The organism is Pseudomonas viridiflava (assembly GCF_001642795.1).
GTDB lineage: Bacteria > Pseudomonadota > Gammaproteobacteria > Pseudomonadales > Pseudomonadaceae > Aquipseudomonas > Aquipseudomonas viridiflava.
Genome location: NZ_LKEH01000017.1, coordinates 87,406 through 108,711 on the forward strand (window position 1 = coordinate 87,406; position 21,306 = coordinate 108,711).

A 21,306-nucleotide genomic window follows, 5' to 3' on the forward strand; every position below is an offset into this window, starting at 1 on the left:
AGTGTTCTTACTACCGCGCTACAAAAGCACATCAGTGGGGCTGCCTCTCCGGATAGCCAGATGATTTGTGTATAACGATGAGCGCGGAGCGTAGGAACGATCTTGAGGACATCTACTGATCGTGTCCATCGCTCTGACCGGAGAAGCAACAATCACCAGAACCGCTGCTGCGTCAGTCGTCCCCACCACTTTGCTACCAAGCCATCTGCCGACGCCGCCGCTGCCATGCCCATGCGCTCCTGCAGGCTCTTGCGTTGTACGTAGTGCAGATGGAACACATCGGCATCCTTGGCGCGCTCGGCCAGGTATTCATCGCTGGTCTTGAGTTCATCCACCAGTTGCTTGTCCAGCGCAGCCATGCCCAGCCAGACTTCGCCGGTCGCGACCTCATCGATGGAAAGCTGCGGGCGATAACTGGCGACGAAATTCTTGAACAGGTCGTGAGTGATGTCCAGATCCTGCTGAAACTTCTCGCGACCCTTCTCGGTGTTTTCGCCGAACACCGTCAGCGTGCGTTTGTATTCACCAGCGGTCAGCACTTCAAAGTCGATGTCGTGTTTCTTCAGCAGACGGTTGACGTTGGGCAATTGAGCGACAACGCCAATGGACCCGAGAATCGCAAACGGGGCGCTGATGATTTTGTTGCCGATGCACGCCATCATGTAACCGCCGCTGGCGGCCACCTTGTCGATACAGATGGTCAGCGGAATGCCTGCCTGACGTATACGGGCCAGCTGCGAAGACGCCAGCCCATAGCTGTGAACCATACCGCCGCCGCTTTCCAGACGCAGCACCACTTCGTCCTTGTCGGTGGCCAGTGTCAGCAGTGCCGTGATCTCGTGGCGCATGCTTTCGGTGGCAGAGGCCTTGATATCCCCATCGAAGTCCAGCACGTAAACGCGGGCCTTCTCTTCGATCTTGTCCTTCTTCTCTTTCTTCAGCGCCTTGGCCTGCTCCTTGCGAAGCGCCTTGAGGCGATCCTTGCCCAGCAGCGACTGTTCCAGACGCTCGCGCAGACCTTTGTAGAAGTCATTGAGGCGCGTGACCTGCAATTGTCCGGCGGTTTTGCGACGTCCCTTGCCACGCATGGACGCAATGGCGACCAGCACCACGATGATGGCAACCACCAGCGTGACTGTCTTGGCCAGAAAACTGGCGTAATCGACAACGAACTCCACGGATAATCCTCACTTGCATTGCGCCCTTACCAATCAAGGGCCGCGATGTCGCCAGCATACCGACGCCCCCTCACGATCACCAGCGGCAAGGGTTACCAGCCATTAAAACGGTGATTTCAAACGAGCGTATGTTTTTTTATTGACAGCTCCCCGGCATCCCTCATAACCTCGCCAGACCTTCAACGTACCGAGACGAACCGGACGTGGGCAGCATCTACCTGATACGACATGGCCAGGCCTCATTTGGTGCAGACGATTACGACGTCCTGTCGCCTGTGGGCATTCGTCAGGCACAGATTGTCGGCGCACACCTTGTGGATCTGGGTATCAGCTTCGATCGTTGCATCTCCGGCGACCTGCGTCGTCAGAAAGACACCGCGCTCAATGCGCTGGCCCAGTTCGGCGAAGCCGGTCTGAATGTGCCGGAGCTTGAAATCGACAGTGCTTTCGACGAATTCGATGCCGAAGGCGTCATGCGTGCCCTGATCCCCGCCATGCTGTCGCAAGAACCGAAGGCGCTGGATATCCTGCGGGATGCCGCCAACAATCGCGCCGAATTTCAGCGCCTGTTTTCACTGATTATCGGTCGCTGGATCGGTGGTCAGCACGACACCCTCGGCCTGCAGAGCTGGCTGGGTTTCGTCGCAAGGGTAAAGGCGGGGCTGGACCGGATCGTCCAGAACGCAGCGCCCAATGAGCGCATCGCCGTGTTCACCTCCGGCGGCACCATTACCGCGCTGCTGCATCTGATTACAGGCATGCCTGCACAGCAGGCATTCGAACTCAACTGGCACATCGTCAACACTTCGTTGCACCGGCTAGGCTTCAGAGACAACGAAGTGACCTTGGCTTCCTTCAACGGTTATACGCACCTGCAACTGCTGAAGGCGCCGGAGCTCATCACCTATCGCTGAGCAGGCCAAAAGCGCGCTCGTCGGGCGCCAGAAATCACCAACATCAGAACCCATAAAAGGATCAAGACATGACCTCAACAGCTGACGCCGTGAAAACCATGCAAGCCAAGTTCAACCCAAGCGCCGCTGCCGGCCTGGACCTGGTATTCGGTTTCCATATCACCGACGAAGACAAGTACTACGCTCTGATCGTCAAGGACAGCACCTGCGACCTGCAGGAAGGCGAGAACCCTGATGCCAACGTCACGCTGGTGATGGACAGCCAAACGCTCAAAGGCATTGTCAGCGGCGAAACCGACGGCATGCAGGCTTTTATGGGCGGCAAGCTGCGCGCTGAAGGCGACATGATGCTGGCGATGAAGCTGAGCGAACTGTTTCCGGTATAAATCCAGGAAAACGCTTGATGCATCTGAAGAAACCGAAGCCGACAGGCTTCGGTTTTTTTTCGCCTGACCGTTCATGTCCAGTGATCAAGGCCGCTGATTGAGCGGCAACACGCTAGCCTATAAAGCGGTCCGGCAGTTGTTCGCGGGCTCGCCTATCATTAGATTAGTCAATGTTTCTGGCTGACCATAATAAGCAGAAGGGATAAGCATGGCGCTGACCGACCAGTCCACGGACATCCGTAGCGGCGAAGAACTTGACGTCGCCCTCATCGATCCGTATCTCAAAAACCATCTTCCGGAGCTGCATGGCACGCCGCTTATCAGTCAGTTTCCGGGCGGCGCCTCGAATCTCACCTACCTGATCCAGTATCCCGAACGGGAACTGGTGCTGCGTCGGCCGCCCTTCGGGCACAAGGCGCGCTCGGCCCACGACATGGGCCGCGAATATCGCATCCTCAATCAACTCAAGGACGCGTTTCCCTACTGCCCTCAGGCTTACCTGCACTGCACCGACGAATCGGTCATCGGGTCCGAGTTCTATCTGATGGAACGCGTCCAGGGCATCATCCTGCGTTCGGACCTGCCACCCGCGCTGGGTCTGGACGCAAGGCAGACCGAGGACCTGTGCAAGAGCTTTATCGACAAGCTGGTGGACCTTCACCGGGTCGATTATCAGGCCTGTGGCCTGGGCGATCTGGGCAAACCCCACGGCTACGTGCAGCGGCAGATTCTGGGCTGGACCGAACGCTACGAGAAAGCCATGACCCCCGACGCGCCCGCGTGGGATCAGGTCAAGGCCTGGCTGGCTGCGAAGATGCCAGCCGACTCACCGGTTGCCAGCATCGTCCACAACGACTACCGCTTCGATAACGTGATCCTCGACCCGGAAAACCCGATGCACATCATCGGCGTGCTGGACTGGGAACTGACCACCCTGGGCGATCCGCTGATGGACCTGGGCAACACCCTCGCCTACTGGATTCAGGCCGATGACCCGGCGCCCGTGCAACTGATGCGTCGTCAGCCCAGCCATGCGCCCGGCATGTTGACCCGCCAGCAATTCGTGGATTACTACGCGGAACGCGCCGGCGTGCGGATCGACAACTTCGATTTCTATTACACCTACGGCCTGTTTCGTCTGGCCGGTATCGTGCAGCAGATCTATTACCGGTTCTATCACGGCCAGACGCAGGACAAACGCTTCGCACAGTTCATTCACATGAACCGGCTGCTGGAGCAGATGAGCCTCAATGTAATTGCCAAATCCAGCCTTTGATGACATCAGAACAAGGAAAAGACATGTCCAGAACCCAACTCTTCGACCTCGACGGCAAAATCGCTTTCGTTTCCGGCGCCAGTCGCGGGATCGGTGAGGCCATTGCCCGCCTGCTGGCCCAGCAAGGCGCCCATGTCATCGTGTCCAGTCGTAAAATCGACGGGTGCCAGACCATCGCCGACGCAATCATCGCAGAAGGCGGCAAGGCCACTGCAATCGCGTGTCATATCGGCGAAATGGAACAGATCGGCAGCGTCTTCGCGCAGATTCGGGAACAGTTCGGGCGTCTGGACATTCTGGTCAACAATGCCGCCACCAACCCGCAATTCTGCAACGTGCTGGACACCGACCTCAGCGCGTTCCAGAAAACCGTGGACGTGAACATTCGCGGCTATTTCTTCATGTCGGTGGAAGCCGGCAAGCTGATGCGCGAGACCGGCGGCGGCAGCATCATCAACGTGGCGTCGATCAACGCGGTATCACCTGGCGCGTTCCAGGGCGTCTATTCGATGACCAAGGCTGCAGTGATCAACATGACCAAAGTATTCGCCAAGGAATGCGCGGGCTTCGGCATCCGCTGCAACGCCCTGCTGCCCGGCCTGACCGACACCAAATTCGCTTCGGCGCTGGTCAAGAACGACGCGATCCTGAACATGGCGCTGGCGCAGATACCGCTCAAGCGCGTGGCAGCGCCTAGTGAAATGGCTGGAGCCGTCTTGTACCTTGCCAGCGAGGCTTCCAGCTACACCACTGGCGTTGCGCTGAACGTGGATGGCGGTTTCCTGTCCTGACCAGCCAGCGCTGAGGTAACCTCAAAGCTGCGATATGAATTATATTTTCCATTAATTAATTATTTGGAATATATTTTCCGCATAACAACAATCCTTTCTGGAGAATGTCATGCGGGAAACCACTTCTTCCACCCTTCCGGAATACGGTATCGGTCTTATTGGTACCGGTTTCATGGGCCGTGCTCACGCGCTGGCATTCGGCAACGCCAACGCGGCCCTTGACCTTCCCGCACGCATTCGCCTCGCCGCGCTGGCCGATGCCGACAGCGTACGCGCCGAGCAGTGTGCGCAGGCCTGGGGTTTTGATCGCAGCCATGCCGACTGGCAGCAATTGATCGATGATCCGAGCGTACAAATCGTGGCGATCACCACGCCCAACCATCTGCATTTCCCGATGGCCATGGCCGCCATTGCCGCAGGCAAGGCGGTGTACTGCGAAAAACCTTTGGCAGTGAGCCTGGCCCAGGCCGATCAGATGCGACGCAGCGCCAGAGCCGCAGGCGTCGTGACCCAGGTGGGTTACAACTACCAGCACAACCCCATGATTGGCCTGGCCCGGGAAATGATCGAGGCTGGCGAACTGGGCGAAATCGTCAGCTTTCAGGGCGAATTCAGTGAAGACTTCATGGGCGATGCGCAGTCGCCCTGGTCGTGGCGCTGCGAAGCGGCTCATGCAGGCGGAGCCCTGGCCGACCTGGGCAGCCACCTGCTGGCCATGGCGCGCTATCTGCTGGGCGACGTCGAAGCGGTATGTGCCGATGTCAGCACCGTTCACCGCCAGCGCCCTGCCAGCGCGGGCAGCACCGAACTGCGCGACATTGCCGTCGACGACCAGACCCATGCCCTGCTGCGCTTCGCCAATGGCGCACGCGGGACCTTCAGCAGCAGCTGGCTCAAGCACGGCTACAAGAATCATCTCAGCTTCGAGATCAGCGGCACCAAAGGCACACTGGCCTTCGATCAGGAAAGGCTCAACGAACTGCGTCTATACCGCGCCGGAGCGCCCGGCCGGGACGGCTTCCAACGACTGCTGGCAGGCCCTTCACTGCCCGGTTACGCCGCGTTCTGCCCTGCGCCGGGTCACCAGCTGGGGTACAACGAACTCAAGGCGCTGGAGGTCCAGGCGCTGATCCTGTCGATGTGCGGCCAAGGCAACCGTGGCCCAGACTTCGAGGAAGCCTGGCAGATCGAACGCCTGGCGGCGGCCATTCGCCTGGCCGCCGAGCAGCAACGCTGGATCGCGCTCGCGGATATCTGACAGGCTTCCTGCAACATTCGGCAAAGGGTTAGAATGCGCCGCCATTCTGCCCTTCTGCCAATAAGCCGCCCTCCATGCCTTTCGAACTCAGCGTCGACCTGACCACCCTCGCCATTCTGGCGGTGGTTGCCTTCATTGCCGGATTCATCGACGCCATCGCAGGCGGCGGCGGACTGCTGACCACGCCAGCCCTGATGACCGCAGGCCTGCCGCCTCATCTGGTACTGGGCACCAACAAGCTCAGCTCGACGTTCGGCTCGGCGACTGCCAGCTTCACGTTCTACCGGCGCAAGCTGTTCGATCCGAAACAGTGGGTTCACGCCATTGTCGGCACGGCTGTCGGCGCGGCAATCGGCGCAGTGATTGCTCATTATCTGCCTGCCGAATGGCTGAATCAGATGCTGCCAGTGATTGTGTTCGGCTGCGGCCTGTACCTGCTGTTTGGCGGCACACCCAAGGCGCCGCTGGACAGCGATGCTCCGATCAAGAAGAAATGGCAACTGCCTCAGGGGATGGGTCTGGGCTTCTACGACGGCGTCGCAGGCCCTGGAACCGGCGCTTTCTGGACGGTCAGCACACTACTGATTTACCCGGTCGATCTGGTCAAGGCCAGCGGCGTAGCGCGCAGCATGAACTTCGTCAGCAATGCGGTGGCGCTGTCGGTGTTCATGTTCTCGGGTCAGGTGGATTACGTGATCGGCCTTTGCATGGGTCTGGCGGTGATGCTCGGCGCCTACTTCGGGGCAGGAACGGCGATCAAGGGCGGCGCGAAATTCATCCGCCCTGTGTTCATCACTGTGGTACTGGGCCTGACCGTGCGTCTAGCCTGGCAACACTGGTTCGGGGGCGCCTGATCGCTCGGCCAGATAGGCCTCGATCAAATAACGCGCAATGGAACGATTGGCTGGCAGGGGTGGCAGGTCATCGATCCGGAACCAGCGTGCGTCCTCGATTTCATCGGCCTGAGGCACAATCTCACCGCTGTCGTATTCAGCATGAAAGCCCAGCATCATCGAATGCGGAAACGGCCAGCACTGGCTGCCCATGTATTTGAGGTTTTTGATGCGCACCTGCACCTCTTCCATCACCTCACGACGCACACAATCCTCGGCTGACTCACCGGGCTCGACGAACCCCGCCAGCGTACTGTAAACGCCCGTCACAAAGCGTGGCGACCGTGCCAGCAGGATCTCGTCGCCGCGAGTGATCAGCACGATCATGGAAGGTGAAATGCGCGGATAGAGCCGCAGGTTGTCATGTTCGCAGTACATGGCGCGCTCGCCATGCACCTGCACCGTCGGACGGCCGCAGGCCCCGCAGAAACGGTGCTCCCGGGCCCAGGTGCTGATCTGCGCTGCGTAACCCAGCATTTCGAAGATGGCAAAGTCACCCTCCAGCATGAACTGCCGCAGGCCCTGCCACGAACAGCCCTCAACCGCTACCGACCGCTCAAGCACCAGCAGATAGACGGCCTCGCCATCAAAGTGACCGATGCCGTGCTCGCTCTGTACCGGCAGGTCCAGCCCCTTTAGCCAGGCTCTGGGGAACATCACCCCGTTGCTGTCCAGCAGAAATCCCTGGTCACCATGGACCACGGCCCAACCGCCACTGGCCTCGATATCCAGTACCGCGGTCGTCCAACGCTCCGGGCGCGTCATGGAAAAACTCCTCTGTTCGAACGCAAGCGTACTACCGCTTCAATTGTCGAAGACTGGCTTCTGCTTGCTCATCTGGGCAACCATTGCCAGCTTCAGGTCCGCTGATTGCAACATGGCAGCGTTCCAGATAGCAACGTGCTCAAGCCCATCATCCACGCTGTGGTCACGCATGTAGCCGATCATCTGCTTGGTGCCTTCAATGGCAATCGGCGACTTTTCGGCAATCTGTCGAGCGATGGCCATCACGCCGTCAAGCAACGCGGCTTTATCGGTAAAGCACTGGTTGATGAGGCCGATACGCAGCGCCTCATCGGCTTCGACCATACGCCCCGTGTAGGCCAGCTCGCGCATGATGCCGTCCGGGATGATTCGCGGCAGGCGTTGCAGGGTGCCGACATCGGCCGCCATGCCCATGTCGATTTCGCGAATCGCGAACTGCACATCGGCTGCGGCGTAGCGCATGTCGCACGCCGACACCAGATCGATTGCACCGCCCAGACAGTAGCCCTGAATCGCCGCAAGGACTGGCTTGCGACACGTGTCCACGGCAGTGAACGAGGCCTGCATGTCGAGGATGGTGCGCCTGAGCACCCGCGCATTACGCCCGGCATCCTTGCCGAGCTGGCCTGCGACCGACGCGAGCATCTTCAGGTCGATACCGGACGAGAAATGTTTGCCCGCGCCGCTGAGCACCACCACCCGCACCTCATCCTCACGCTCGATCCACTGGAAGATCTCGATGATCTCGGTCCAGAACGCGTCGCTCATGGCGTTGATCTTGTCAGCACGATTGATCTGCACATGGGCAATGTTGTCGTTCAGTTCAACCAGAAAGGTTTGGTAGTCGCGCACGGCTTGATCCTCAGGCAGGTGAATTTCCATCGTTGGACTATAACAATCCAGTCACGATTGCTGTCAGGCGACTGTTGTGACATTTGCCGGACCCATATGCCCTTGTGGCAAGGGCGCAGGCCAGGCGGGCCACCAAATAGTCTGAACCGTCGTAGTGCCATGATGTCCAGTAATGGGTGACACTACTACTGCTCCGTCAGTCATCAGAGGGCGATACTTGAATACGTCAAAAGCGGCAACCGGCATTGAAGGTCTGGACGACATCCTTTCGGGAGGTCTTTCACGCTGTCACGTTTTCCTTCTCGAAGGAGAACCCGGAACCGGCAAGACAACCGTAGCGCTGCAGTTCCTGCTGGCAGGCGCCCAAGCGGGCGAAACGTCGCTGTATATCACGCTTTCCGAGACCGAACGGGAGCTGCGCGACGGCGCACGTTCCCACGGCTGGGAGCTGGATGAGCACATCAAGATTTTTGAGCTGACGCCGCCAGAAAGCCTGCTGGACGCTGACCACCATCAGAGCCTGCTGTACTCCTCCGACCTGGAGTTGGGCGAAGCGACACGGCAGATTTTCGAAGTGGTCGAACGCGTAAAGCCAACCCGCGTGGTCATCGACAGCCTTTCGGAAATTCGCCTGCTGGCGCAAAGCTCGTTGCGCTATCGCCGTCAGATCCTGGCGATCAAGCACTACTTTGCGCGCTATGACGCGACCGTCGTGCTGCTGGATGACCTGACCACCGAAGCGCTGGACAAGACCGTGCACAGCGTCGCCCACGGTGTGATTCGGCTCGAATCCCTGACACCTGCCTACGGCGCAGAACGCAGGCGTCTGAAGATCGTCAAGTACCGTGGCCAGAAGTACCGTGGCGGCTTTCATGACTTCACTATTGCTGAAGATGGTATTCACGTCTTTCCAAGATTGGTGGCCGCCGAGCATCGATCAGACTATTCACGCGCTCAGTTCAGCAGCGGCATTCAGGAGCTGGACGATTTGCTGGGCGGCGGCATCGAAGGCGGCTCCAGCACGTTGATCCTGGGTCCTGCGGGCACCGGCAAGTCACTTATCTCGATGGTTTTTGCGGCTCAGGCAGTTGCCCGAGGTGAGCGAGTCGGGCTGTTCATCTTTGACGAGGAGATGGGCCTGCTGTTCGAGCGCATGCTGAAAATCGGCATCGACCTGCGTGCGCTGCAGGAGACCGGCAACATGCTGATCGAGCAGATCGACGCCGCCGAACTGTCACCAGGCGAGTTCTCCCATCGCGTCAGACGCGCAGTCGATCAGAAGCAGATCAAGACTGTGGTGATTGACAGTATCAACGGTTATCAGGCGTCCATGCCGGAAGAAAACGCGCTGGTTCTGCACATGCACGAATTGCTGCTGTATCTGAACCGCCGCGGCGCCTCGACGTTCATGACCGTCGCGCAGCACGGACTGGTCGGCGACATGCGTTCGCCGGTCGACATCACCTATCTGGCCGACAGCGTGATTCTGCTGCGCTATTTCGAAGCGCTGGGCCAGGTGCGCCGGGCCATTTCCATCATCAAGAAACGCACCGGTATGCACGAATCGACCATTCGCGAATACCGGATCAGTAGCAAGGGTTTGAAGATCGGTGCGCCGCTGGAAGCCTTCCAGGGCGTATTGCGCGGCGTTCCTACCTATCTGGGCGAAAGCAAACCGCTGTTGACGGACGAAGACTTGTGAGTATTAAGGGGCAACTTTCAGAGCGGGCGGTCATCCTGGCGCCTCGTGGACGGGACAGCCAGATTGCCCTGATGATTCTCAAGGAAGCCGGCTACCCGGCAACCGTTGCACGCGACCTCAACGAACTGGTTGCAGAACTGGAAACCGGCGCAGGTCTTGTGATCGTCGCCGACGAGGCTCTGCGTACCGTTGACATCACGCCGCTGCTCGACCTGCTGGGTCAGCAGCCTACCTGGTCGGACCTGCCTATTGTCCTGCTGACTCATCATGGCGGCCCCGAGCAGAATCCGTCGGCGCGAATGGGCAGTCTGCTGGGCAATGTCACGTTCCTGGAACGCCCCTTCCATCCTGTCACGCTAGTCAGCCTGGTGGCGACTGCGGTACGCGGGCGACGACGTCAGTACGAAGCGCGTGCACGCCTGGAAGACCTGCTGGAAAGCGAAAAACGCCTGCAAAATGCACTCAAGGCCGGACGGCTCGGCTCATGGGAGCTTGAATCCGAGCGCCTGCTACTCACCTGCTCTGCTATCACCCGAGGTCATTACGGCCGTGAAGAGCATCAGGCCTTCACATACGAAGACTGGCTCGCTGTCGTTTATCCCGAGGACCAGCCGCGCATGCAGTCCGCACTGCAGCGCAGTCTGGATACGGGCGTCGACTTCATCATTGAATATCGCAATGTCTGGCCAGACGGGTCGCTCAACTGGGTCGATGTGCGCGCCCGCTCCATCCGCGACAATAACGGCCACGTCAGCTCGCTGGTCGGCGTGACATCCGACATCACCGAGCGCAAACAGGCTGAATCCCAGCTCAGACGCCTCAACGAAACACTGGAACAGCAGGTCGAAGAACGCACCTCGCAGCTGCGCCACAAGGAAGAAGTGCTGCGACAGTCGCAGAAGATGGAAGCGGTCGGTCAGTTGACCGGCGGCATTGCCCACGATTTCAACAACATGTTGACCGGCATCATCGGCAGCCTGGAGTTGATCAGACGACGTCTGGCACGCGGTCGTACCGAAGGCCTGGACAACCTGATCGACCTGGGCGTGACGTCCGCCAACCGGGCGGCCGCCCTCACTCATCGTCTGCTGGCGTTTTCACGTCGCCAGTCGCTGGACTCGAAGCCGGTAGAGATGAACCACCTGATCAACGCCATGGGCGAGCTGATTCAGCGCAGCGTCAACGAAAGCATCCAGCTGGAAATGCATTTGGCCAGCGACCTCTGGACTGCCGAGGCGGACCCCAACCAGTTGGAAAACGCCCTCCTCAATCTGGTACTCAACGCCCGCGACGCGATGCCTGATGGCGGACTGCTGACGGTCGAGACTTACAACCGTCAGTTGGACAAATCCTTTACCAACGCTCACGAGAACCTGCTGCCGGGCGACTACGTCGTCCTGAGCATCACCGACAACGGCTGCGGCATGCCGGAAGCGGTCATCAGCCGCGCATTCGACCCGTTTTTCACGACCAAGCCGATTGGCCAGGGCACAGGCCTCGGGCTGTCCATGATCTACGGCTTCAGCAAACAGTCTCACGGTCATGTGGCAATCAAAAGCGAAGTCGGTCGTGGCACCACCGTGGAATTGTTCCTGCCGCGCTTCAAAGGCAATCAGGACGAGGACGAGCAAAGCTTCCAGAGCAATGCGGTGTACGCCAAAGAAGGCGAAACCGTGCTGATCGTCGAAGACGACCCGGCCGTCAGGGCGCTGGTCAGCGAGGTGCTCAGTGAGCTTGGATACGCCTTCATCGAGGCAGGTGATTCCCTGTCTGCAGTGCCGATACTGGAATCCGGTCAGCGAATCGACCTCTTGATCAGCGATGTCGGGCTTCCGGGCATGAACGGTCGTCAGCTCGCGGAAATTGCCCGGCAACTGCGGCCGGAGCTTAAGGTGTTGTTCATCACCGGTTACGCCGAGCATGCCGCTGCACGCTCAGGATTCCTGGACACCGGCATGCAACTGATCACCAAACCCTTCGCGTTTGATCACCTGACGTCCAAAGTGCGGGAAATGATCGAGGCTTGATAAAGATCAAGCCCGAAAGCCCTCTGTTGAGCACCATCCCGACTCTTGAGTCTTTCCCGCCATCGCGCAGCAGAAACCAGACTGTGGGAATGCTCACCGCATCTTTGACGGAGCGCTGTAGCGCAGCAAACACCGGGCGTCGTGGGAGCGGAATTGTCCGCGAATGCAGTGTTTCAGCCACCGCATATGCGTCGGATGTACCGGCCTTTTCGCGGACAAGTCCGCTCCCACAAATTGTGTCTCTTCAGTGGGTTGCAGGTTGTTTGATAAGAGGCGGCTTGCCCGCGATCTGCCGGGAACCGGCAGCAAAACCGATGCAAGCGGTGTGTCAGATGCGACCTGGGGCCGCTACGCAGCCCATCGTTGCCCTCGTAACATCCAAGAGCCCCTGAGCCCTCCGGGCAGAAACGGATTTTGGCAAACAATCAGGCCAGCAAATCCTGGATCTGCGACTGCAGCGTTTCCATGGTGAACGGCTTGGCCAGAATGGGAGCCTTGGCCGCTATCGGGCTGCCCGAATCAATGATTTCTGCGGGATAACCGCTGATGAAAATGACCTTCAGTTCCGGTCGTAACTTGACCGCTGGCTCCGCAATCTGCACGCCCGAAATACCGCCAGGCAGGCGATAGTCGGTGATCATCAGGTCCAGGTGCGGTTTGGTGGCGAGAATCTCGAACGCCTGCTCACCGTTCTCGGCCTGCAGGACGCGATAGCCCACGCCCGACAGGTAATCAGCCAGCAGCATCAGGATCAGGGGTTCATCTTCGACGATAAGTACGACGTTTTCTGCATCAGCGCTCATTGAACTGCCTTTGATCTTATAGATAGCTGCCAATACGACCACGGCGCGCTGCGGAGGTTGCGACGGAAATACGATAATTCCGTAATGCCATCTGTTTTTGACGGCTGCCCGATTATTGGGGCAGGCAGACGCGGAAAACCGAACCCTTGCCCTCTTCGCTTTCCACTTCGATCCGGCCGCCATGGGCCATGACGATCTGTTCCGAGATGAACAGACCGAGACCGAGTCCGGCGACTGCATGGTTGGCCGAGACACGTTCGAACTGCTGGAAGATGCGCTTCTGGTTTTCAGGAGTGATCCCGATGCCCTGATCGCGAACCTCGACACTCGCCTGCCCCGCTTCGCTGTAAACGCGGACCTCGATGGGCTTACGAGCGCCATAGCGCAGCGCATTGGTCAGCAGGTTGGCAACCACCTGTTCAATCCTGAACTCGTCCCAGACACCAATAACCGGTTCTTCGGCGACCAGCGTGACGCTCGAGTTCGCCGCCGCAATCTGGGCCGAGAAATTTTCCAACAGTTGGGTTACCAGCTCGCACAGATCAAACGGACTGGGCCGGATCGACAGCTTGCCTGTTCGAATGCGAGACACGTCCAGCATGTCCTCGATCAGCCGTATCAGGCTCTGAATCTGACGCTCGTCGCGGTCGACCATGGCGCGCAGCTTATCGAGCGTAAATGCCGACATGTTGCCCTTGGCCAAGTGCAACTGACGCAACTGGGTTTCCAGAATGAGGCCGTTGAGCGGCGTGCGCACCTCGTGGGATACGATCGACATGAAGTCATCGCGCATGCGTATCGCGTGCTCAAGCTCACCCTGAGTGGATTGCAGGCGCTTGAGCAGGGCTTCCTGCTCCTGCCGGCTACGCTCGAGTTCTTCGACCTGCATCTTCATGGCCTTGCGCTGCCGGAACAGATCGACGAATACGTTGACCTTGCTCTTCACCGCATGGATGTCCAGCGGCTTGTGCAGGAAGTCCACCGCGCCGCTTTCATAGCCCTTGAAGGCGTAATTGAGCTCGCGACCCGCAGCGCTGACGAACACGATGGGGATGCTCTTGGTCTTCTCAGTGCTGCGCATCAGCTCGGCCAGCTCGAAGCCATTCATGCCCGGCATTTGCACATCAAGGATGGCCAGCGCGAATTCATGCTGCAGCAGGAGCGACAACGCCTCGTCGGCCGACAGCGCCTTGAACACCAGTCGGTCCTCACGCTTGATCAGCGCTTCGAGGGCCAGCAGGTTCTCCGGCAGATCGTCGACGATCAGCAGTTTTGCCTGGACTTCATTTAGCATGCGATTCGTTCCAGCTCGGCCAGCAACGGGCCGATTTCGTTCAAAGACAGAAGGTAATCCGGCGAATGCAGCGCCAGGGCGGCCTCGGGCATGGTACTCGCCTGGGCCTGCTGCGGGTCCTGAATAACCGTGAAACCTTTATAATGCTTGATTTGCAGCAATCCCTGCGCTCCGTCGTTGTTGGCACCGGTCAGTAGCACGCCCGCCAGGCGCTCACCGTAGGCGTCAGAGGCCGAGTCGAACAGAATGTCGATGCTCGGTCTTGAATAGAAAACCCGGTCTTCCTGACTCAATGACAACGTACGGTCAGTCTCGACAGAGAGGTGATAACCCGACGGCGCAAAGTACAACGTGCCGGGCCTGATGCTTTCCTTGTCGTCGGCTTCCTTTACCGGAAACGGCAGGCGACTCTGGAACACATGCGCCAACTGACTGCGACGATCATCCGGCAAATGCAGCACCACCAGGATCGGCAAGCCGAACCCCGGCCGCAGACAAGTGAAAATTCTCAGCAGCGCCTCGACGCCGCCCGCCGAAGCACCGACCACGATCGCATCCACCACCGGCAGAACGTCGTCGGCCGAAGCACCGGCAAAGGTCGTCTTCATGATTTGCGGTAGATCCGCTCAGGCTTGACCAGCGTCTCGAACGCATTGCCATAGGCCGAAAACTCGAGCGTCTCCTTGCTGCCCAGCGCCAGGAAACCCCGGTGGCAGAGCGAGTCATGAAACAGCCCGAAGGCCCTATCCTGAAGCTTTTTATTGAAGTAAATCAATACGTTACGACACGATATTAGCTGGGTCTCGGAGAATACACTATCTGTCGCCAGACTGTGATCGGCGAAGGTCACGTTTTCACGCAATGTTTTGTCGAAGATCGCGTAATCGTAGGCCGATGTGTAGTACTCGGTGAAATCCCGCAGCCCACCGGACTTGCGATAGTTCTCGGTATAGGCGCGCAGGTTTTCCATCGAGAAGATGCCCTGCTTGGCTTTCTCCAGCGAACTGGGATTGATGTCGGTGGCGTAGATGATTGTGCGCTCCAGCAGCCCTTCCTCGCGCAGCAGGATGGCCATCGAATACACCTCCTCGCCTGTGCTGCAGCCGGCGATCCATACTTTGATGGAAGGATAGGTGCGCAACAGCGGCACGACTTCCTGGCGAATGGCAAGGAAGTGCGACGGATCACGAAACATCTCGCTCACCGGAATGGTGAGGATCTGCAGCAACTGCATGAACGCGGCCGGGTCATGCAGCACCCGCTCCTGCAATGCGGAGATCGTGCTGCAATCGAACTGGCGCAACGCGTGCGCCACACGACGCTTGACCGAAGCGCCGGAATAATCCCGAAAGTCGTAGCTGTACTTGAGGTAGATCGCCTCGATGAGCAGCCTCAACTCGATCTCGGCATTGCGATCAAGGTGCATGGACGAACCCGAAAGTGTGAACGAAGACCGGTTTGGCCGTGCGCATTCAAATACGTTCCATTTTTGGCAGCCACACGCGAATCAACGAGAACAATCGATCCAGATCGATAGGCTTGGCCAGGTAATCGTTGGAACCTGCTTGCAGGCACCGTTCCTGATCATCCTTCATCGCCTTGGCCGTCACCGCAATGATCGGCAGCTTGCGCCAGCGCGGATCCTTGCGGATCTCGATGGTCGCCTCATAGCCATCCATCTCCGGCATCATCACGTCCATCAGCACCAGATCGATGTCTTCGACTTCATTGAGTTTTGCAATCGCCTCAAGCCCGTTACGCGCGATCTCGACCACCGCGCCCTTGTGCTCCAGCGCACTGGTCAGCGCGAAGATGTTACGCACATCGTCATCCACCACCAGAATCTTGCGCGCCTCGAACACCTTGTCGCGGCTGCGGGCGGTCTTGAGCATCTTCTGACGCTCATTGGAAAGCTGGGATTCGACCTTGTGCAGGAACAGCGTCACTTCGTCGAGCAGGCGTTCCGGCGAGCGCGCGCCCTTGATGATGATCGAGCGCGAATACTTCATCAGCTCGGCTTCTTCGTCACGGGTCATGTTGCGCCCTGTGTAGACGATCACCGGCGGGAATGAGCAGATTTCTTCGGTAGACATGCGCTTCAGCAACTCGTCACCGAGCATGTCAGGCAGTTTGAGGTCGATGATCATGCAGTCGTAGATATTGTCGCGCAGCAGATCCAGCGCTTCCTGAGCGAAACCTACCGCCGTGATCTCGATGTCGTCATCGCCGATCAGACGCGCAATGCTGTCACGCTGCAAAGCATCGTCTTCGACCAACAGGATGCGCTTGACCTTCTGGGTCAGTTTGGCTTCCAGCTTTGCAAACACGTCCTTGAGTTCTTCGCGGGTCGTGGGCTTGACCGCATAACCGATGGCGCCCATGTGCAAGGCCGCTTCCTGACGGTCCTCGACCGAGATCACGTGCACCGGAATGTGCCGGGTAGGCGCCAGCTCCTTGAGGCGCTGCAGAACCGTCAGGCCCGAGTGATCCGGCAGGCGCATGTCCAGCAGAATCGCATCCGGCGTGAAGCGCGCGGCCAGATTGAAGCCGTCATCGGCCGCATGGGCGACCAGACAGTAGTAGCCCAGTTCGTGAGCGAGATCGAACAGGATCTGCGCAAACCGCACTTCATCTTCGATGACCAGAATGCAGCGCTTGTCGAACGGCGCCTTGTCACGGTCATCGTCGAAGACCGGAATCGCCTCGTCCGGCACGACAACCGGCTCGACAACAGGTCTGGCAACGGTCGGCGCCGGCATGACCGGCGTCGATACCACGGCAGCGATGTTCGCGCCTTGCGCCTCGGTGGATTGCTCGACGTACTGCTCCGGCAACACCAGCGTGAAGATGCTGCCCTGCCCCGGCGCGCTGGTCACGCTGATCGAACCGCCCAGCAGCGCGGCCAGGTCGCGGGAGATCGACAGGCCCAGCCCGGTGCCGCCGTAGCGACGGTTAGTGGTGCCATCCGCCTGACGGAATGCCTCGAAGATGCTCTGCTGATGTTCTTCAGCGATGCCGATACCAGAGTCGCGCACTGTAAAAGCGATGCCTGAACCGGGCTGACGCGACACGATCATGCTGACGGTGCCGGTTTCGGTGAACTTGATGGCGTTGGACAGAAGATTCTTGAGAATCTGCTCCAGACGCTGGCGGTCGGTGTACAGCATGGTCGGTGCGCCGGGCTGCATCTCGACCGTGAACTGCAGACGCTTCTCGGTCGCCAGTGGCTGGAACAGCCCACGCAACCCGTCCACCAGGCGCGACACGCTGCTGTTTTCCGGCCGCACTTCCAGCTTGCCGGCCTCGACCTTGGAGATGTCCAGAATGTCGTTGATCAGGTTCAACAGGTCATTGCCCGCCGAATAAATCGACTCGGCGAATTTGACCTGCTCGGCAGTCAGATTCTCGGTCGGGTTCTCGGCCAGCAGTTTGGCCAGAATCAGCGAACTGTTGAGCGGCGTGCGCAGCTCGTGGGACATGTTGGCCAGGAACTCGGACTTGTATTTGCTGGAGCGCTGCAGCTCATCGGCGCGGGCCTGCAATTCGACCTGCGCCTGATTCAATTCTTCGTTGTTGCGGTCCAGCGCGTCGCGCTGATCGGCCAGCGCCTGGCCCTGCTCGGCCAGTTGTTCGTTGGTCTGTTCAAGCTCGGCCTGCTGGGTTTCCAGATGCGCCTGGGATTCCTTCAGAATCCGCGACTGCTCCTCGAGCTCTTCGTTGGCCGTGCGCAGCTCTTCCTGCTGCACCTGCAGCTCTTCGTTGAGCTGTTGCGTCTCGGCCAGCACTTCCTGCAGACGCTGGCGATAACGCGCCGCCTCGATGGAGGTGCCGATATTGTCGGAGATCAGTTCGAGGAATTCGACATCCTGTTCGGTCAGCGCGTGTAGAAAACCCAGCTCGATCACGCCGTTGACCTGATCGTCGTTGCTGGTCGGCACCACGATCACACTGCGTGGCGAGCCGTCACCCAGACCGGAGCTGACCTTGAAGTAATCGACGGGCACATCTTTCAAAGTGATGACACGATCCTGTCGCGCCGCCTGGCCGACGATACCTTCGTCACTGTGAATGGTCTGGTCACGCTCTTCCTGTTCGCGGGAAAAACCATAAGAAGCCACGCGGACCAGGCCGCCGTGTTCCTGACGCACATAGACCGCCGCCACCGAAGCCCCCAGATAGCGGGCCAGAAACTGCAGGATATTGCGGCCCAGCATGCCCAAAGTCAGTTGACCCAACACATGCTCTGCCAGCTCGCTTTGCCCGTTGCGCAGCCACGCGACCTTCTGCAAGCGTTCAGCATTGATTTCCTGCTGCCTGAGGTTCTCGCTGTAAGTGTCGGACAGCGCCATCAGGTCACGACGACCGACCCACGCCAGGATGCCACTGACGATAACGACGAAGACCAGGTACAGCGCGACAGACATGACTGTACTGCGGGTGACCTCGGCGTTGCGGGTCAGGCGCAGTTGCTGCTCCATCTCCACGGCCTGATCGTATTCGGTACGGATCTGGTCGGTGATGCGCTTGCCCCGTCCGGCCAGGACTGGCGTCTGGTAATCACCGTTTTCACGGCGCAGTTTGATCATCTCCAGAGCGAAGGCATTCCATTCCTCCTGCAGGGTGAGCAGGCGCCGGAAGCGGTCCAACTGAGTCGGGTTGTCTTCCACCAATGCCTGAAGCCCTTGAAGTTCCGCCGTCAGCAGAGGCTTGGCCACTTCATAGGGGTCGAGGAAATGTTGATCACCGGTCAGCAGAAAACCGCGCATGCCGGTTTCCATATCAATGGACAGCTTCATCGAGCGATTGGTGTTGTTGATGACCCTATCCGTATGCTCGACCCATTGAATGGCCGACAGCAGATAGCTGATCAACAGAATAAAGAAAACTGCGCTTAAAACGCCGACGCCCAAAGGCAGGCCGACGTTACGTCCCAGCAGTTTGCGGAACCGTTGCTCATCGATAACAGACGTCCGATTCATGAAAAATCCCTGACGGTTGGATCAAAACCGTAGAGTTTGCCGTAAACCCGTGAAAAAGACTCTCATTTCTCACATAGAGGATTGAAATTTCACACATAAATCGGCGATAAGCTCCTGCGCATCAGCAAGCATGGCTCTTACGCCATAGATTGCTATGCTGGTGTGCTTGGAACCGCGACAGATTGAACTTCTGCATGCATTTTATTTACTGATACAGGGACTGTATGAATAGCGGGCACGTCAGGGTCACCGGCCTTGAAATGTCCGGCAAGGCGCATAACGTTCTGCGCCCTTTGCACCACCTTTATCTTCAGGCTTTAAGGAGTCAACCATGCCGGACGCACCCAGCACCATTCTTGTGGTCGAGGATGACACTATCGTGCGAATGCTGATCGTCGACGTTCTCGAGGAGCTGGAATACACCGTGCTCGAAGCCGAAGATGCAATGACGGCGCTTGAAATCATCAAGGATGAAACCAGAAGCATCGACCTGATGATGACCGATCAGGGCTTGCCCGATCTGAAAGGTACGGAGCTGGCCAAAAAAGCCAGAGAGCTGCGCCCTTCGCTGCCGGTGCTGTTCGCCAGCGGTTACTCGGAAAACATCGAAGTGCCTGCGGGCATGCATTCGATCGGCAAGCCGTTCTCCATCGATGATTTGCGCGACAAGGTAAAAAGCGTTCTTGACCAGCATTGATATCGACGCACCCGACAGCCTTTCCCCATCTGCCGATAAATCCAGCCAGCGCCTGCTGATTATCGGTTACGTCTGGCCAGAGCCGCGCTCATCTGCGGCCAGCGGCCATGTGATGCAATTGATTCGCTGTTTCCTTGAGCATGACTGGCAGATCACGTTTGCCAGCCCTGCCACAGAAGGCGAACACCGCGCCGACCTGGTCAGCCTGGGCATCACCGAAGTGCGCATCGAACTCAACAACAGCAGCTTCGATACGTTCGTCGGCGAACTGCAGCCCGACGTCGTGCTGTTCGATCAGTTCATGATCGAGGAACAGTTCGGCTGGCGTGTCGAACAGCAATGTCCTGACGCCTTGCGGGTGCTGGAGACCTCTGACCTGCAGAGCCTGCGCCACGCGCGCCATCAACGGCTGAAAGACCTGCTGAACGACGAGTCCGGCACCGCCCCTTCAGATTTATTCGAGCCGTGCGATGCAGAGCTGTTCAGCCTGATGGCTGGCGGTGATCTGGCCCAGCGTGAAATCGCGTCGTTGTACCGATGCGACCTGAACCTGATGACCTCGGACGTGGAAATCGAGCTGCTGACCGAATCATTCGGCATGCCTGCATCGTTGCTGCACTGGTGCCCGCTGATGCTCGATGAGCCGTCACAGACTGCCCGGCCGTTCGACCAGCGCGCGCACTTTCTGAGTATCGGCAACTTTCGCCACGCCCCGAACTGGGATGCGGTGCTCTGGATGAAAAACGCCATCTGGCCGCTGATTCGCCAGCAGTTGCCTCAGGCGCAACTGCATATCTACGGTGCCTACACACCCCCCAAGGCGACGGCGTTGCACAACGGGGCGCAAGGTTTCCACATCATGAACTGGGCCGAGGATGCGCTGCAGGTCATGTCCAGCGCACGTGTATGCCTGGCACCCTTGCGCTTCGGCGCCGGCATCAAGGGCAAGCTCATCGACGCCATGCTGTGTGGTACGCCATCGGTCACGACACCCATCGGTGCCGAGGCCATGAGCGGCGGACTGCCGTGGCCCGGAATCGTCGAGACCGATCCCGCGCAGATCGCTGACGCTGCGGTCCGCCTGTATCAGAGTCGAGCGCTGTGGTCAGAAGCACAGACAGCTGGCCGGGCACTCTTGAAAGCGCGTTACCGTCACGAACAGCACTGCGCCAGCCTGATGCAACGCATCGACATATTGCGCCGCGATCTGCCAGGCCATCGACTGGCCAACTTCACAGGTTCGATGTTGCGGCACCATCACCACAAGAGCACAAAGTACATGGCGCAGTGGATCGAGGCGAAGAATCGCAAGGTTTGAGTATTTTGTAGATATCAGGGTGCCCAGTCGCCCAATATCTGCATGCGTTCTTTAACGCTTCAAGCACCGCGTGGCGGCCTGAAAGTCGTCTGGTAGTAGCGACAATTCCCTTTCCTTCGTATGAAGTTTCCGAGAAAATCCTGACCGCTTGCGCGTGTCGATTTGCGGCTTTA

At 58.8% G+C, this 21,306-nt stretch carries 18 protein-coding genes; 10 read left to right on the forward strand and 8 right to left on the reverse strand.

The genetic code is table 11. The annotated features are described in order from the left end of the window. Positions 1–152: 152 nt before the first annotated feature. Positions 153–1,178 (reverse strand): protease SohB, encoded by a 1,026-nt coding sequence (sohB, locus tag AO065_RS01550; protein ID WP_054540862.1) that lies wholly within the window; start codon positions 1,176–1,178, stop codon positions 153–155. Positions 1,179–1,381: 203 nt separating this feature from the next. Between sohB and AO065_RS01555 the strand changes: the two genes are divergently transcribed. The 6 genes from AO065_RS01555 (at position 1,382) to AO065_RS01580 (ending at position 6,657) form a co-directional block, all read left to right on the forward strand. Then, complete coding sequence (locus AO065_RS01555) at positions 1,382–2,092, forward strand: histidine phosphatase family protein (RefSeq protein WP_004884940.1); 711 nt, start codon at positions 1,382–1,384, stop codon at positions 2,090–2,092. Positions 2,093–2,160: 68 nt separating this feature from the next. After that, on the forward strand, positions 2,161–2,478 hold the full coding sequence (locus AO065_RS01560) for an SCP2 sterol-binding domain-containing protein (protein ID WP_004884937.1): 318 nt from the start codon (positions 2,161–2,163) through the stop codon (positions 2,476–2,478). Between the two features lie 208 nt (positions 2,479–2,686). Further along, entirely contained in the window at positions 2,687–3,754 is a 1,068-nt protein-coding gene (locus AO065_RS01565) for a phosphotransferase family protein (RefSeq protein WP_004884935.1), read from the forward strand. A gap of 23 nt (positions 3,755–3,777) precedes the next feature. Further along, positions 3,778–4,545 carry an SDR family oxidoreductase gene (locus tag AO065_RS01570; RefSeq protein ID WP_004884933.1) on the forward strand — a complete coding sequence of 256 codons (768 nt, stop codon included), beginning with the start codon at positions 3,778–3,780 and terminating at the stop codon, positions 4,543–4,545. Between the two features lie 109 nt (positions 4,546–4,654). Then, positions 4,655–5,803, forward strand: a complete 1,149-nt coding sequence (locus AO065_RS01575) for a Gfo/Idh/MocA family protein (RefSeq protein ID WP_004884931.1) — start codon at positions 4,655–4,657, stop codon at positions 5,801–5,803. Positions 5,804–5,877: 74 nt separating this feature from the next. Next, complete coding sequence (locus AO065_RS01580) at positions 5,878–6,657, forward strand: TSUP family transporter (protein WP_004884929.1); 780 nt, start codon at positions 5,878–5,880, stop codon at positions 6,655–6,657. Here the strand turns inward: AO065_RS01580 and nudC are convergent. Both nudC and AO065_RS01590 read right to left on the reverse strand, forming a co-directional pair. After that, positions 6,625–7,461 (reverse strand): NAD(+) diphosphatase, encoded by an 837-nt coding sequence (nudC, locus tag AO065_RS01585; protein WP_004884927.1) that lies wholly within the window; start codon positions 7,459–7,461, stop codon positions 6,625–6,627. The two genes, AO065_RS01580 and nudC, sit on opposite strands and share 33 nt — an antisense overlap. Positions 7,462–7,500: 39 nt before the next feature. Beyond that, complete coding sequence (locus AO065_RS01590; RefSeq protein ID WP_004884925.1) at positions 7,501–8,343, reverse strand: crotonase/enoyl-CoA hydratase family protein; 843 nt, start codon at positions 8,341–8,343, stop codon at positions 7,501–7,503. Positions 8,344–8,530: 187 nt separating this feature from the next. Here AO065_RS01590 and AO065_RS01595 point away from each other — a divergent pair, with 187 nt between their 5' ends. Further along, positions 8,531–10,015, forward strand: coding sequence for an ATPase domain-containing protein (locus AO065_RS01595; protein WP_004884923.1), 1,485 nt, complete (start codon positions 8,531–8,533; stop codon positions 10,013–10,015). Beyond that, positions 10,012–12,042 carry a response regulator gene (locus tag AO065_RS01600; protein WP_004884920.1) on the forward strand — a complete coding sequence of 677 codons (2,031 nt, stop codon included), beginning with the start codon at positions 10,012–10,014 and terminating at the stop codon, positions 12,040–12,042. Before AO065_RS01595 ends, AO065_RS01600 begins: the two co-directional genes overlap by 4 nt. A 425-nt stretch (positions 12,043–12,467) precedes the next feature. Here AO065_RS01600 and AO065_RS01605 read toward each other — a convergent pair whose 3' ends face one another. The 5 genes from AO065_RS01605 to AO065_RS01625 form a co-directional block, all read right to left on the reverse strand. Beyond that, positions 12,468–12,845, reverse strand: coding sequence for a response regulator (locus AO065_RS01605; protein WP_004884919.1), 378 nt, complete (start codon positions 12,843–12,845; stop codon positions 12,468–12,470). A 112-nt stretch (positions 12,846–12,957) separates the two neighbouring features. After that, entirely contained in the window at positions 12,958–14,139 is a 1,182-nt protein-coding gene (locus AO065_RS01610) for a hybrid sensor histidine kinase/response regulator (protein WP_004884917.1), read from the reverse strand. Beyond that, positions 14,133–14,747 (reverse strand): chemotaxis protein CheB, encoded by a 615-nt coding sequence (locus AO065_RS01615; protein WP_004884915.1) that lies wholly within the window; start codon positions 14,745–14,747, stop codon positions 14,133–14,135. Before AO065_RS01615 ends, AO065_RS01610 begins: the two co-directional genes overlap by 7 nt. Further along, entirely contained in the window at positions 14,744–15,565 is an 822-nt protein-coding gene (locus tag AO065_RS01620) for a CheR family methyltransferase (RefSeq protein WP_004884913.1), read from the reverse strand. The genes AO065_RS01615 and AO065_RS01620 overlap by 4 nt, the downstream gene beginning before the upstream one ends. 46 nt (positions 15,566–15,611) lie before the next feature. Beyond that, on the reverse strand, positions 15,612–19,118 hold the full coding sequence (locus tag AO065_RS01625) for a response regulator (protein WP_004884911.1): 3,507 nt from the start codon (positions 19,116–19,118) through the stop codon (positions 15,612–15,614). Between the two features lie 331 nt (positions 19,119–19,449). Here AO065_RS01625 and AO065_RS01630 point away from each other — a divergent pair, with 331 nt between their 5' ends. Then, positions 19,450–19,815: a response regulator gene (locus AO065_RS01630; protein WP_004884909.1), complete on the forward strand. Its 366-nt coding sequence runs from the start codon at positions 19,450–19,452 to the stop codon at positions 19,813–19,815. Further along, positions 19,802–21,133, forward strand: a complete 1,332-nt coding sequence (locus tag AO065_RS01635) for a glycosyltransferase (RefSeq protein WP_004884908.1) — start codon at positions 19,802–19,804, stop codon at positions 21,131–21,133. The genes AO065_RS01630 and AO065_RS01635 overlap by 14 nt, the downstream gene beginning before the upstream one ends. The last annotated feature ends 173 nt before the right edge of the window (positions 21,134–21,306 follow it).

What these genes read in the sequence shown, in the direction of transcription:
- AO065_RS01560 (WP_004884937.1), top strand. Translation starts at nt 2,161, where the DNA reads ATGACCTCAACAGCTGACGCCGTGAAAACCATGCAAGCCAAGTTCAAC.
- AO065_RS01565 (WP_004884935.1), top strand. Translation starts at nt 2,687, where the DNA reads ATGGCGCTGACCGACCAGTCCACGGACATCCGTAGCGGCGAAGAACTT.
- AO065_RS01570 (WP_004884933.1), top strand. Translation starts at nt 3,778, where the DNA reads ATGTCCAGAACCCAACTCTTCGACCTCGACGGCAAAATCGCTTTCGTT.
- AO065_RS01575 (WP_004884931.1), top strand. Translation starts at nt 4,655, where the DNA reads ATGCGGGAAACCACTTCTTCCACCCTTCCGGAATACGGTATCGGTCTT.
- AO065_RS01580 (WP_004884929.1), top strand. Translation starts at nt 5,878, where the DNA reads ATGCCTTTCGAACTCAGCGTCGACCTGACCACCCTCGCCATTCTGGCG.
- nudC (WP_004884927.1), bottom strand. Translation starts at nt 7,461, where the DNA reads ATGACGCGCCCGGAGCGTTGGACGACCGCGGTACTGGATATCGAGGCC.
- AO065_RS01590 (WP_004884925.1), bottom strand. Translation starts at nt 8,343, where the DNA reads ATGGAAATTCACCTGCCTGAGGATCAAGCCGTGCGCGACTACCAAACC.
- AO065_RS01605 (WP_004884919.1), bottom strand. Translation starts at nt 12,845, where the DNA reads ATGAGCGCTGATGCAGAAAACGTCGTACTTATCGTCGAAGATGAACCC.
- AO065_RS01610 (WP_004884917.1), bottom strand. Translation starts at nt 14,139, where the DNA reads ATGCTAAATGAAGTCCAGGCAAAACTGCTGATCGTCGACGATCTGCCG.
- AO065_RS01615 (WP_004884915.1), bottom strand. Translation starts at nt 14,747, where the DNA reads ATGAAGACGACCTTTGCCGGTGCTTCGGCCGACGACGTTCTGCCGGTG.
- AO065_RS01620 (WP_004884913.1), bottom strand. Translation starts at nt 15,565, where the DNA reads ATGCACCTTGATCGCAATGCCGAGATCGAGTTGAGGCTGCTCATCGAG.
- AO065_RS01625 (WP_004884911.1), bottom strand. Translation starts at nt 19,118, where the DNA reads ATGAATCGGACGTCTGTTATCGATGAGCAACGGTTCCGCAAACTGCTG.
- AO065_RS01630 (WP_004884909.1), top strand. Translation starts at nt 19,450, where the DNA reads ATGCCGGACGCACCCAGCACCATTCTTGTGGTCGAGGATGACACTATC.